General features: G+C 58.8%; 11 protein-coding genes. 4 read left to right on the top strand and 7 right to left on the bottom strand.

Going from position 1 to position 13,498, the window contains the following annotated elements:
- Positions 1–16: 16 nt before the first annotated feature.
- From D8B20_RS20310 to D8B20_RS20300, 3 genes are all read right to left on the bottom strand, one after another.
- The gene (locus D8B20_RS20310) at positions 17–1,021 is read right to left on the bottom strand and encodes an Abi family protein (protein WP_145891753.1); all 1,005 of its coding nucleotides are present in this window, start codon (positions 1,019–1,021) and stop codon (positions 17–19) included.
- A gap of 396 nt (positions 1,022–1,417) precedes the next feature.
- Positions 1,418–2,401 (bottom strand): hypothetical protein, encoded by a 984-nt coding sequence (locus D8B20_RS20305; RefSeq protein ID WP_145891751.1) that lies wholly within the window; start codon positions 2,399–2,401, stop codon positions 1,418–1,420.
- Positions 2,402–2,499: 98 nt separating this feature from the next.
- The gene (locus D8B20_RS20300) at positions 2,500–3,453 is read right to left on the bottom strand and encodes a hypothetical protein (RefSeq protein WP_145891749.1); all 954 of its coding nucleotides are present in this window, start codon (positions 3,451–3,453) and stop codon (positions 2,500–2,502) included.
- Positions 3,454–3,691: 238 nt separating this feature from the next.
- Between D8B20_RS20300 and D8B20_RS20295 the strand changes: the two genes are divergently transcribed.
- Complete coding sequence (locus D8B20_RS20295; protein WP_145891747.1) at positions 3,692–4,570, top strand: restriction endonuclease; 879 nt, start codon at positions 3,692–3,694, stop codon at positions 4,568–4,570.
- A gap of 40 nt (positions 4,571–4,610) precedes the next feature.
- On the opposite strand, the gene D8B20_RS20290 is transcribed toward D8B20_RS20295, so the two are convergent.
- Together D8B20_RS20290 and vapB are read right to left on the bottom strand one after the other, a co-directional pair.
- Entirely contained in the window at positions 4,611–5,027 is a 417-nt protein-coding gene (locus D8B20_RS20290; RefSeq protein WP_145891745.1) for a type II toxin-antitoxin system VapC family toxin, read from the bottom strand.
- Positions 5,024–5,254 carry a type II toxin-antitoxin system VapB family antitoxin gene (gene vapB, locus D8B20_RS20285; RefSeq protein WP_145891743.1) on the bottom strand — a complete coding sequence of 77 codons (231 nt, stop codon included), beginning with the start codon at positions 5,252–5,254 and terminating at the stop codon, positions 5,024–5,026. Before vapB ends, D8B20_RS20290 begins: the two co-directional genes overlap by 4 nt.
- A 571-nt stretch (positions 5,255–5,825) precedes the next feature.
- On the opposite strand from vapB, the gene D8B20_RS20280 reads away from it, so the two are divergent.
- The 3 genes from D8B20_RS20280 (at position 5,826) to D8B20_RS20270 (ending at position 7,640) form a co-directional block, all read left to right on the top strand.
- Entirely contained in the window at positions 5,826–6,128 is a 303-nt protein-coding gene (locus D8B20_RS20280) for a hypothetical protein (RefSeq protein WP_145891741.1), read from the top strand.
- Positions 6,129–6,219: 91 nt separating this feature from the next.
- Positions 6,220–6,852: a hypothetical protein gene (locus D8B20_RS20275; protein WP_145891739.1), complete on the top strand. Its 633-nt coding sequence runs from the start codon at positions 6,220–6,222 to the stop codon at positions 6,850–6,852.
- Between the two features lie 26 nt (positions 6,853–6,878).
- Positions 6,879–7,640, top strand: a complete 762-nt coding sequence (locus D8B20_RS20270) for a site-specific integrase (RefSeq protein ID WP_145891738.1) — start codon at positions 6,879–6,881, stop codon at positions 7,638–7,640.
- Positions 7,641–7,853: 213 nt separating this feature from the next.
- Here D8B20_RS20270 and D8B20_RS20265 read toward each other — a convergent pair whose 3' ends face one another.
- Complete coding sequence (locus tag D8B20_RS20265) at positions 7,854–8,366, bottom strand: hypothetical protein (RefSeq protein ID WP_145891736.1); 513 nt, start codon at positions 8,364–8,366, stop codon at positions 7,854–7,856.
- 5 nt (positions 8,367–8,371) lie between these two features.
- Complete coding sequence (traI, locus tag D8B20_RS20260; RefSeq protein WP_145891734.1) at positions 8,372–13,498, bottom strand: conjugative transfer relaxase/helicase TraI; 5,127 nt, start codon at positions 13,496–13,498, stop codon at positions 8,372–8,374.

Raw genomic sequence — 13,498 nt, 5'->3', positions numbered from 1 at the left:
AGGGCGGTAACACGCTTCAGTTTTCAATCCGGTTCCAGTCAGGTCCTATGATAGCCAGCAGGCGGTTACGGTCCGTTATCCGGATTGTTTTCCCCTGCTGCAGCGACCGGATAAGCTTTCTGGCCTCGCGGCTGGGCCTGACGTTCAGGGTAAGCGTAACGTTGTCACGCTCTGTGTAACATTGCAGTCCCTCACGCGTGGCCAGCGTTTCAAACCGCACGTGATGACCTTCCGACATAAAGGTGGCGTGACGCGCCGGGCTTATCCAATGAAGGGCCTCCAGCACGTCGTACCACGCCCGGCGTAGCAGCTGCAGCGAAGCGTTCAGCCCATAGACGGGGCTACCATAGTCGGGCTTACCGTTTACGCCCAGCTCCTGAAACTTCCACACGGCCTCATGGTGTGCCAGCCGGTTGCGAAGATCGCGAATGCGGGTGAACTTGTCTTCAATATGATGCCGGCGGATCCCCGCTGGTCGTGCTGGGAACACGTCTGCTGTCAGGTGCGGCCACAACAGCGAGAGGTTTCTCGGTTCCTCGTACTCCGCCGTGAGCAGATTAGTCCAGAATCCGAAATCGAGCCCGGATATAACACGTTCGGGCGTAAGGTCCTTACCGGCATCTTTGATGCGCTTTGACACCCTGCGCACGCAGTCCTCTTCCCAGGCGGTAAAGTGATACATCGGCCTGCCGTCCGGAAACGTTCGGGGTTTTCCCTGCCTGTCCGTTTTAAATCTTTTGCCCTGGCGGGTGTAGGTTTTATCACCCATATAACGCGGCAGATCATAGATCCAGTATGCATCAGTCCGCCACTGCCCGGCCGCGCCCGGCGGCGGGTTATTGCGGATGGCAAAGTCAATAGCGTTGCGCAGCGTCACTTCCAGGCAGTGCATCAGCGGCTGCATGGCCGCCGAGAGCGCCTTGTTCCAGTTGTAGCCGCCGAGCGCCTCTTCAGGCTTCAGCTTGAGTACGTCCGTGTAAATTTTCAGGCGCTCTTTTGAAATGTAGTCTTCAAGTTGCATGCCGCCTCCGCGACGCTTTAAAGAGATAAGGTTGACGCTTTCGTCAGACGGGAGTAAATTTAGCACCATCAAGGCGCGGACTTCTTCGGACCCGTGCGTTTAAGTTAGTATCGGAAAAGCCATCCCTCGGGATGGCTTTTCTCGTTCTGGGCTCTCAGAAAAGCGGCCAGTCAAAAGGCTTTATCCGCATGGCCCTGCGCAGTTCATCGGTCATTGCCTGAAAAGCCTCTTCGGACATAAAGAGAACGGTGGAGCGCCAGCGCCGTATCCGGGGCTTGGTCACAGTAGTCCAGCAGCGCATGCTCAATATCACACAGCGACCTCCGGGTTGTTCACTTCCAGAATGGTTTGCTTAAGTGATGATTCATACCTGACTTCAGCCATCTTGTTTCCCACTTATTTTTGGTCATCAGTTTCGGATTTGCAGCCTTTAGCCGGGTCGTTAAATTTGAGAATGTAGCTGAACAGGGCGATGCGGGTCAGGGTTTCCACCTCGTTCAACAGCCGGATTTCCTTCATTGAGAATCCAGACAGAGAGCGATCCAGTTCCAGTATCTGGCCGGCGTGGGATATTAGGCTGCGCTGGTCATAAAAGCGCTTGATAAGTTCCTGCGCCGCTTCTCCGACAAACTCCTCTTCCGTGTGGTAATACCCGCGGACGTTATGCTCCCTGACGAAATTTTCCTCAGAGTAAATTTCCATGAAGTCCCTGAAGCGCCGGGTAACGCTGTAGCGTGGCTGACCGCAATTTTTGCACTTCTCAACCACAAAACCCTGGCGTTCGCCCTCAAAAAAAACCAGATTTTCAATGGAGGATATCAGGCCGACAAAGCCCATGCTGGCAGAATTCAGTATCAGCCTGCGCATTTTCTGATGCAGAAAAAGAGACGCATTGATGCGCTCGCGCGTGTCCGTGTCCATACCAAAGTAGCTGTCCAGTAAAGCCACAGCCTGGCTCTGCAGGGACACAAATTCCGGACCTGCATTCATCCTGTTCAAGATTCGGGCCTCACTGAAGCGCAAGGGATAACGCGAATCCGGTGTGCTGAACGCCTCAATCCGTTTCTGCGGGCCCGGGCGGACGCTCATACCGTCTGATGGAACCCAGGTGAGGCAGCTGGTGATAAGCTGTAACAAGGCTGTAATCTCCTGCAGCAAATCGAGATGCCCGTAGCCCTCACCGAAAATATTGATCCTTTCTTCTTCCCCGTCCTTCGGCGGCAGCCGGTAACGTTCATTGTACTCAATAATGACCGGCTGACCGTGTTCGCTCTGGTTGTTTACCGGTCCGGGGTAAATCTGAAACACGTCCCGATACCTGAAATAACCGGCCATCATTGAGCCCATGTGGATCACTGAACGGTAGATTTTGTCCGTCATGATACTGACCCGCCAGTTTCCCGGGAGAAACCGGCCAGCAGGGCCGTAAAAAGATGGTCCGGAATGCCATGTGTTTTATTCATTATTCATTTCTCCTGTTAATGTCGCCCGGCCATTTCGTTCAATAATTCCTGAAGGTAAACGGACACCCTCAATGAAAGGCTCTCCGCCACCTTGTCAGGTGAAGTGGGATTATGTTCCTCCTCATGACCACTGGAGTACATGTGGAACTCACTGAACCCTGAAAGGAACTGGAATCCCATCTCATATTTTCCTGTCAGGGGATTCAGTACAGCTTTCCCGTACACGGTTCCCGGCAGAAACACCCTCCCCTTCAGTTCCGGGAAAATCAGGCCCGCACCTTCAAGGGCATTTTCACGCTCCAGGGATTTTGTCTGCATCCGTACGATCCAGGCGCCGTGCTGGTATTCATCCGGTTGAATGACCGATATCACGACGTTTTCATCCCGAAAAACAAATTCACGGGCTGGCTCAGGGCGGGCCAGTAACCCGCTATCACGCAGTATCGACTGCAGCAGCGTTAGCTCCGTTTCGTACGCCGCCAGGGAGATGCCGAACGTATTCACCACCTTTACCGGTACAGGAAGTACGGCCGGCAAATCTGACAGGGCAAAGTCGCATCCTGTCAGGTGATAGTTGATGCGGGGCAGCATCCGCCGGGCCGGGTCGGTCAAGACGTTGTCCTCCGGGAGGGACTCCAGTCGCCAGCCATTCTGGAGTATGCCTGCAGCCAGGCGGGAAAGCTCCAGTTTGGCCGCCGCGATCTGAGGGAAGTCCGCGTCGTCAGAATTGAGTAATTCACGGATTTTGTGCAGCTGGTTAAGTGCATCGCTGAACTGCGTGGCAATGACAAGCGTCAGATCTCCAGCGCTGAAATGCCTCGTTTCAGTGAAGAAAGGCGGCTTGCCATGTTGGGCCATATACTCGTAAAAATGCGTAATGCCCTGTGTGGTGTTAAGGCCATGCTCCCGCAGCACTTCATCCCCTGTGTTTTTAAGAACGATATCCATCTTTATGTTTATGGCAGCCATTTTGATATCCACCCGAAATTATGTGTGGTCTTTATATTACACGCCAATGCTATGTAGTCAAATAACTACATCGCATATAATGATGTAAAAAGGCTATCTGAACTTTGCCTCGTTTAGGGTTTCGCATCCTGAGATCCGGAAAAAGGCAAAGTCGGAATATGCGAAATTGATGTACGGTATTGACTCAGTACCACCTGCATTGACATCCCGTTATACTCTTAAAAAACAGGAGGCTGGCGTGAAGCTGAAAATGCAGGATCTGAGACTGTTTAATCTCGTCTTTGAAAGCGCTCCGGGCTGGATACTCGATTTCTCCAACCGCACGCTGTCGGCTTTTTTTGATGAAGAGCTGAACATTGATATTGATGATGAACGTTATCAGGAAGAAGGAACCTCAAAAGCCAAACGGGTAAGATGTTTGCTGAAACAGGTCGATCATGAAACCGCCCTGCGGGTTCTTGATGCTCTGTGGCGGTATAAAATGGAGACCATGCCTGGGCAGGCCGAACAAAGCCGCAATGACTGGCTTGCACTGATTTCACGGCTGGAAAATACGGATGCTGATGCAGCCAAAGGCGACAGGCCTGTTCAGGTATGGCACGGTGTTGACTGGACTTCACTGATAGCCGAAATGAATGAAATGAAATCCCTGCCGCCACATCCGCGGGGTTTCCGGTTTGAAGCATGGCTTGCAGAACTTTTCAGTACCTTTAAGCTCGCCCCCCGATCGTCATTTCGTAACACGGGTGAGCAGATTGACGGCAGCTTCCGGCTGAATGATGACTTTTATCTGATGGAAGCGAAGTGGCATCAGAACAAAACGCCGGCGGCAGATTTACACGTATTTGAAGGAAAACTCAGCACCAAGGCAAAATGGGCCCGGGGCGTGTTCATCAGCTGGATGGGGTTTAGTGATGAAGGTCTGATGGCCTTCGGGAAAGGAAAACGGGTGATTTGTGTCAGTGGTTATGATCTTTATCATTCACTCAGTCACGGTATCGCTCTGCCCGACCTGCTGGAAGCTAAGCTCCGGCATGCGGCTGAAACAGGGGAGCCTTATGTGGAATTTGACAGGCTCTACACCCTTAGATACAAAATACCCGGCACGCCGAAATAACCTGCCGGATAATTCAGGATATTACTCTGAAGAGAGTGGTTTACTTCACCCAGTCTTCCAGCGTCAGACCCGGTACCCGCTCAAACTCCCGCGTATTATTCGTCACCAGCACGGCGCCGGCGGCAATGGCGTGCCCGGCGATCGCAGTGTCGTTCGGACCGATCGGTGTCCCGGCCAGCCGCAGCGAAACTTTAATCTCCGTGGTCGCATCCACCGCGGCACGGTCCCAGGGCAGGACGGCATCAAGGCGGGCGCAGAACGCGTCAACCAGCTGCATGTGGCGAGGCGAGGCCTTCGGGCCGGTGGCGCCGAAGCGCATCTCGGCGTAGGTCACGGCCGAGACCACAATACGATGACCGCGCAGCACCACCTGCTCCAGGCGTTTTATCACGGTCTCCGGCTTCTCGCGCATGATGAATGAGCAGATATTAGTGTCCAGCATATACGTTTTTTTCACAGGTCAAATCGTCCTTCGTCGCTGACAACGTCCTCGCGCTCCGCCATAAAATCCGGATCGGCTTTTTCGAACCCCAGGAATGAGCCCCAGGTCGGCCGGACGGGACGCAGGATGATGCTGTCCCCTTCCCGGACGATTTCCAGCTCACTCACCCCCTCAAAATCCAGATCGCGGGGCAGGCGGATGGCGCGGTTATTGCCATTTTTAAACACAGATACAGTTCGCATGATTTACTCCTTCCGGTCGAAATTCCGACGCTGTGCCGTTACCGGCCTCATTTTTAGCCACAATGGGTCTGAATAGGTTAAGTATATGCATATACTTAGCATATGTATATGTCTTAAACATGCAGATGGCATGTATATGCGTATCCAACACTTATGCAGATGCAGGACATATGGATATGCCAAGCATATCTACTTCTCTCTCATTTTCCGCTGAGATCCGAAAAAAGGTAGAACCGGATCTTTCAGGTGCGGGGGCGGTTTTCTGAGCAGGGTACTATATGTAGTGGTTAATTCAGCTGCTCATGCTACCAGATGTAGTACTCAACTGCGGAGGTTCTCTGGCAAAGCGGGTTTTGTCTCGTCCCGCTGCCGTGCTAAGATTCCGGAAAACCCATGATAATGGAAAAAGTCGGATCTCAGCGGAACGGGATTCAGGTAATTTAACGGCGTGCTTATGATCATGATTATTATTATTTTATGAATACTTACTAACGGGAAAGTAATTAAGGTTGACCATCAGGTGTGTCAGTGGGATATGATTTCATGGTGTTACTATTAGCGAGATCAAGAGGTGGCAATTGAAGAACTAATTGCCTTGCTCATTGAGCAGGGCGAGAAAAGTGTCTGGTTTTACCTGACAGAGGATTGCAACAGTTCAAAGCTGTTTCAACTTCTCGATCAGTTCGGCGGGGAACTGGCCTGGCGATGGGCCAATGACGGACCTGAGCGCTGGCGTACCCAAATGTCTTCGCTTCCCTCGTACTCTTCCCGGCCTGCTAATGCCAAAGAATTCGATCTTGAACACGATCGTTTTATGATTCAATCGACAGATGCCTTAAATGGTTCTGCACCACTACCCAGGCCGGGTTGGTGAGTTAAGGAATTAAAGGGGCTATCGGGATTACATATAAGCGTAGAAATACAGCTTATGGATGGCGGAATTTAAAGGAAATGGAGAAAAAACGATGATGAAGGCAGATGATATCGTCAGCGGCGTTACGGGTTCAGCTGGTCACCCACTGACCGTCCGGGTGAGCAGTCCGCGGGCAGGGATCCGGAGAAGCGTGGCTGCCGGGCTGTTTACCGGAGTGATTGCGTCTGCAGGAGTGGTGCCTGCCACGCATGCCGCGACGCGGGATGAAGTCATACACCTGAACGCCGCCTATCCGTCCGGCTCCGTTATGGTATGCAGTAAGAATCTGCCGGGCGACGGAAAAATGATCCAGCCGACCGTACTGCAGATGCGGGGAACCGTGGTTGACAGGAAGCAGGACAGCGCAGTGTATGAGGTCTCATCGACATGGAGCATTCCGGGTAAAAGCAGCAGTTCTGACCTGACGCTGAAGCTCAGAATGCTGGAGCGGATGGATGATAAAGGCAGCTATTCCAGCATCGTTCCTGACAGCATGTCGGTATCGATGCCGTCCGTCGGCCCTGCGGGCGAAGAGTCCGTCTTGGAAGGATTCCGCCGGCGTCTGCCTGCAGGCGAAATCTTTACGCCATTCAGTAATATAGAAATCACGGATTTTCCTTCCTACACGGTGCAAACCCGGGGAGAGCCCACGTCCTACTGTCACAGAGAATCTGCCGGGAGCTGAATATCAATACAATTAACCTGCCCACCATGTTCCCGCAGCTAGGAGCCGCACAGCTGCCTGTGGCCATTGACTACCCGGCCGCGCTGGCGCTGCGGCAGATGGCCGCGCTGGTTGACGACCTGCCGAAATACCTCCTAGCTCCGGAGGTCAGCGCCCTGCTCCACTTTATGCCCGACCTGCGTCGCAAGATGCTATTCACCACGCTGTGGAACACCGGCGCGCGCATCAGCGAGGCGCTGGCGCTTACAAGAGGGGACTTTCTGCTGCGCCAGCAGTATCCGTTCGTTCAGCTGGCCACGCTCAAGCAGCGCGAGGAAAAGGCGGAGCGACGGGCCGGCCGCCTGCCCGCCGGCACCGTGCCGCATCGCCTGGTGCCGCTGTCAGACGCGCAGTACGTGACGCAACTGGAGATGATGATCGCCACTCTGCGCATTCCGCTGGAGCGCAGGAGCGAAAAAACGGGGCGGACGGAGAAGGTGCGGCTGTGGGACATCACCGACCGTACCGCCCGCACCTGGCTGAATGAGGCGGTTGAGGCAGCCGCTTCAGAGGGCGTGACGTTTTCCGTTCCGGTGACGCTGCACACCTTCCGGCACAGCTACGCCATGCACATGCTTTACGCCGGCACGCCGCTCAAGGCTCTGCAGAGCCTGCTCGGACACAAGAGCGCCAAGTCTACGGAGATTTACACGCGGGTGTTTGCGCTGGACGTGGCGGCGCGGCACCGGGTGCAGTTTCAGATGCCGGGTAACGATGCTGTTGCCATGCTCAAAATGAGTCAGGGCTGACTGAAGGTTAACATACTGCTCCTGTTAACAGCTCCAGGCAACGGTAGTTGTCTTGCTGCTTTACAGGCGATGCGAACATATAAAAGAAGAGTGCAGGAATTCTCCCTATTTTCCAGGCATTCTTCAGTCATTACTCTAGGGTCGCGAGCGTACGGGATTTTCAATCCTGGACGCGAGGGACCGGCCAACCGCAGGGCGGCAGGCCGTTTCTTTTCAGTCAGGCTTACCCGTGACCAGCATGTTCAGCAGACCTAAATCCGAGTACGCGCAGCGCAGCAGCTGCAGCCCGGCAAAAAATACCGACGTGTTCAGGAAGGGCAGCAGCCACAGGCTCATGGTGTGCATAGTCATGCCCGCCAGCGGCGGCATGATAAGCGCGCTAACGCCCGTGGCCACAAACACGGCGGTGAGGTTGCGCCCCCGCCCAAAGCGTCCCTTTTCACGCGTGACCAGCTGCGGATGCAGCAGCAGGGTCACCGGCATCATGCCCGGGCGGGTCTTCATCTCCCGGATGCGCGCCGTTTCGGTTTCCGACAGATTGTGCGCAGCAGAGAAATTCCCAATAAAGCCGTCCACCACGTTTTGCACGGTTTCACTGCAGCGGTTCTCACCGCCGCCCTTACTCCAGCGGCGAAGCAGCGCACCTTCGGCCCGGAACTCGGGCAGCCAGGCCATCAGCATCATCAGGCAAACGGCCACGGTGGCCGCAATCAGCAGTAATGTCATAGGGTCTACTCCAGGGTTTTTTGAGGTTTATGGCCAAACTCAGGTTCGGGCTCGCTGCGCTTGTGGCGCATCACGTTCACTTCATCGTTCATCATGGCGCGGTCGTCCCGCTCCGACGTCAGGTCGTAGTCGCGGTAATCAAATGCCTCCACCTGCAGTTCCTCCAGCGCGGCGGCCAGTGCGGCCTCGCGTTCGCTCTCCCGGTCGTCCGGTGCGCTCCGCGCCTCTTCAGGCGTAACCGGCTCTGGCTCTTTCTCCTCCTGACCTAGCGCGGCTTTAACGGCTTTCTCCAGCGCCTCGGCTTCGTGGCGGTCCAGCTCTTCTCCCCCGGATGCCGCTGCGGTGGCAGACGACGCGACGCGGCTGCTTTCCAGACGTTCACTGTGGTCAGCAGAGAGCACAACGGGGCTATCCGGGTTGTCCTTCATCAGCTGCAGCGCCTCCGCGACGTCCGCGGCTTCCAGCACCTTTCCGTGCTTTTCCCCGCGCTGCAGCACGATGCGGCTGCCGTCCGCCGCCCCTTCATAGTGGGCGGCGGAAAAGTCCACCTCTCCGCTGGAGGGTGACACCGGAACGTGCCAGTTCCCCCGCTGCCGGCCGTGCTCGTTGATGACCGGCCACAGCATTTCCGGCGTCTTCCCGGCCATAAAGCGCGCGTCCGCCGTGAGGTCCTGATCGACCCGGTCCGCCAGGCGCGTGCCGGACACCGGCAGGCTTTTGTCCCAAGCCTGTATCTCCCGATCGGCCCGCACGTCTTCCGCCCGCATCAGCACGTCGTGCACCGTCTGGCGCCGTCCGCTTTTACTCTCTACCTTCGCCGCCCAGCCGGACAGGTTGTCGAAGTAGGTCTGAACGTGCTCCTTTGACCTTGAAAGCTCGACGTAGGTACTGTCCAGCGCCGCCATCCGGCCCCTTGCCCCCTCTTCGCCAAACAGGCCGATAAGGTACTTCACGGACGCGCCCTGCGAGCTGTAGGTGGTGACGGCGTAGCCGTAGTCCATGTGGCGGTCGGCGTAGCGCGCAGCGGGATCGAAAGACAGCTGCCGGTCGCCGGTATCAAGCAGAATTTTTCCCTCCTCCGTGATGCCTGATACCACGGCCATGTCGCTCGCGCGCACGTTGCGGTCGCGGTCCGTGGCCGTCAGGCGGATTTTCTCGCCCGGGCTGATGTCCCGCGTCACCTCCTTAAATACCGCCACGTCTTCCTTGCGCAGTTCGGCAGGGCGTATCCAGCGATCGGTTGCGCCGTCGAGCCCGGCCATGCGTACCACGCCGCTCTCCGCGTCGGTTTCACCCACCCGGAAATACTGCTCGCCCCGGCGCACCACGTTGCCCTCCTGCGCCTCCCAGAACTTTTGCCGGCCCAGATCGGCGTTGCTGTTATTGACGCGAACCAGCAGCGGCACCGTGACGCTGTCACCCAGCGCGCCCTGCGCCTGCAGCCGGTCGTGCACGGCGCTGTTGATAGCCTCGCGGTCGGCGTTCAGCTCCGTCACGATGAGCGTGTTGTCGCGCGCCTCCGGCGTCCGGCCCGCGTAGTCGTCGGCAATCATTCCGGTCAGGTCGGGCTTTTCGGCCTCCTCACCTGCGGGCCCTGCCGCCGGCGCCAGCTTGCTGCCGTCCATTGCGCTGCTTTCAGGCACGTATGCGTCCGGCTGGCGCGGCACGCTCTGCGGGCTGGTGTCCGCTGTGATGCGCACCGCCTCCCGCACGTTGCCGGCGATGACCGCCTCCACGGCGGGCCTGAGCGCGGGGATCTGGCGCACGATTTCCTTCATCACCGCGACGTCGGCGGCGCTGCGCTCCAGGGCCAGTGCAAACGGGGCGCCGGACTCCAGCGACTTCAGCTGGTCCTGGTCCCCGCTCAGCACGGCGCGGCCGCCGCCTTCAGCGATGACGTTCATCAGGGAGGCCAGCTGGGCGTTGCCGTTCATGGAGGACTCATCGATGACGAACACGGTATTGCGGAAGTCGCGCGCCTGTCCGGCGGCCTGCCACTGGCTGCTTTCGCTGAGGAAACTCGCGATAGTCTGCGCCGGAATACCCGCCCCGGACAGCTCGCTGACCGCCCGGTGCGTGGGTGCCAGCCCGCGAATGTCCGGAGCGTTGTCTGCGGCGGCGAGCGCCGCCGCCACGGTGCGAAACTGCGTGGTTTTCCCCACGCCGGCATAGCCCTGAATAGCGGTAAAGCGATCGCGGGTGGTCAGGATGAGGTTCCCCGCCTCGCGCTGGCCCTCCGTGAGCCCGGCGGCTGTCTCTCCGCTCAGCCCCCCGGCCAGCAGGGGGGCCACGCTGTTTTTGCCTTCAGCAACGTGACGCAGGATGGACACCTCGTTCTCAAAGTTCTCGCGAGAGATGTACTTCCCGGCCGCGCCCTGCTCCCCGCTGAGTTCAAAAATCTCCCCGCGCTGCACCAGGCGCGACAGCTCCTCCTGTGCGCGCGCGGGCGTGATGCTGCGGTCGGCGTTCATCACCCCGGCCAGCGCCCGGACGCCCGTGAACGTCACGTCGGTGCCGGTGGCTTTCTCGATGGCCAGCCGCATCGCGCGCTCCGGCTGCGACATCTTCCGGGACTCCAGCTCGCGCAGCGCGTCGGTCAGCTCGTTTTCCCCGGCGAGCGATTTAATGCCCTGCGTCACGCTGACCACCGGGCGGTTTTCCTCCAGACGGCGGCCGATCGCGGCCTCGTCCAGCGGGGTGAATGCAATCACGTCCGAGCCGCTGCGGCGCAGCATGTTCACGGTCGCGTCGTTCACTTCCTTGCCCGCCAGCACCGCCACCACGCTTCCCTCCGTACGGCGCGTGGCACCAAAAGACTCGGCGTAGGCGTAATCCGCGTAGAGCGGCGCGTTGCGGTCGAGCCTGACGCGCTCGCCCTTTGCGTTCTCCATCGTGATGGTGTCCTTAAAGAGCCAGCGCCCCGCCTTTACGCCGGTAACGGTCAGCCGCTCCCCGCTGCCGGCCCGGCTGCTGAGATCGGCCGTGGCGCGCAGCTGCTCACCCTCACGCAGCTCCAGCTTCTTTTCCCGGTAAAGCCGGTAGTGGCTGTCGATGCTGCTGATGCTCACGCCCTGCGTCTGTCCTTTTTCGTCTTTCAGGGTCAGCAGGTTGTGGCGCTCGCTGACGCCGGCGATGGTGAATACCGACTTTTCTCCCTGCCCCTCGTGATACTCCAGCACCATGCCCGCGCGGTAGACGCTGCGGTCGTTGCGGTTGCTGGCGTCCAGCCACACCGGCACCCGCACCGTGGCCTCGCCCAGCACCCGGCCGAGCTGCCCCTCGTCGGCGAGGATTTCCCGGGTCCGGGTCGTGAGCTGGTCGCGCGTGCGCGCATTGCCCGCCTGCAGCGACACCGGCCGGCCCTGCGCTTTCTCCTGCGCGTAGTAGCGCGCCGCCACGCTGAGCCGGTCCTCTACCGTGTCCTTCTGCACCATCGTCACGCGCACGTTCTCGGTCTTCGGCGAGGCGGTGAACTGTTTTACGCCCGCCGCGCTCAGCACTGCCGACGCAAAGCCCGCCGTGCGCCGGGCGTGGGTGTCGGTTACAAGCGTCGCGCCGTCGTGCTGCGCCGCCGTCTTCAGCACGTCGTGCAGCCCGGAGGTGTTGAAGCGCTCGGCCTCCGCGACCAGCACCAGCGGGCGCGGCGACAGCTCAGCGCTGTTCATCTCCTCCGCCGTCATGAGCTGTACGCCGGATTTGTCCCCGAAGGCGGCCTGCTGTCGCTTGCGCGCGGCGCCGTCTGCGGCCACCACAATCAGCGGACGCTGGCTCTCGCTGGCCATTGCCATAATGCTGCGGTTCAGGTCGCTGATGAACTGCGTGCCGCCGCGCACGTCAATCAGCGACACCGCGCGATCGGCGTCGGCCACCTGCGCCAGCACCCCCCGCTCGCCCGCCGGTGCCGTCAGCCCGCCGCGCTTTTCCGCCAGCCCGGCGGCCAGCTGTGACAGGCGCGCCTCGTCGCGGACGTGGGCGGCGGTGGTGAACAGCGTCTGGTTCCTGTCCACAGCAATCAGCTGGCCGTGGCCGATGGCGCTGTCAATGGCGCTCCGGGCCTGCCCGTAGACGCCCGGGGCGACCGGAACGTGATTAAGCACGCTGGTCATCACGTCGTCATAGGTGACACGCACGCTTTTAGACGACAGTCGCTCAATGGCCTCGCGCACAGCGCCCTCCAGCGCCAGTGGCGTGGCGGCCTTTTTTTCCTGACCGGCGCTTTCGGCTTCACGCTGCTGCTGGCGCTCTGCCAGCTCTTCCCTGAACGTCAGCACATCAAAGCCGGTATCCTTCAGCACCGTCTGCCAGTGCTCGCGCAGGGTCTCCGGGTCTTCAAAGTGTTTGGCCTGCCGGGAGTCCAGCGCGGCCATGCTTTTCTGCTTCGCCGTCGCGTCTTCACCGACCAGATCGAGAATGTCCTGGCGACGCGAGGAAAAGGGCTTCACCGGCACGCCGGTGATGTCCCATTCCCCGCGCGGCCCGGTGTCCTCGGTCTGGTAGCCCGCTGGCTCAATAATGGATCGATAGTGGCCACGATAGAGCGCGCCAATGCTGACCTGCTCGTTCCAGACCACGTCGGTAAAGCCCTGCTTCCCGTTGATGTCGGTGGAAAGCGTTTTCCAGCCGTTTTGGGAGAGCGTGGCGTTGGCCACAACCGCGTGGGTGTGCATCGCCGGGTCCAGGTTGCGGCTGGTATCGTGCATGAAGGTTGCGATCACCAGGTTGCCGGTCTTTTCCATCTCGGTAATGCCGTCGGTCATGGTGCGCGTCGTGGCGAGTTTCTCCACCTCGTCCAGCGTGCGGCGCACCGCTTCCTTGTGCGCGTCCACCAGAAAGGTGTCGCCGGTCACGAGGGCGAGCACCGAGGCACTCTTGGGCGCGGAGAACGTCAGGTCATAGCCCGGCCGGTGTTTGTTGACCCCTCCCTCCATGCGGCGCATGTCGGTGCCGTCCGGCAGCTGGCCTTCCAGCACCGCGACAAAGGTATCGCGGTTAACCGGGCCCTCAAGGCCCAGATTTTCCGCACCGGTGCCGTACCACTCCGTGGACTGCTCGCCGAGAAAGTAATAGTTATCTTCATTGGTGTAGTAAGCGCCGGCTTTACCGGCGCTTTTGACAGAAGAGACTGACAGCAT

The organism is Candidatus Pantoea soli (assembly GCF_007833795.1).
Classification (GTDB): domain Bacteria; phylum Pseudomonadota; class Gammaproteobacteria; order Enterobacterales; family Enterobacteriaceae; genus Pantoea; species Pantoea soli.
This window is presented reverse-complemented; position numbering and strand designations above follow the sequence as displayed.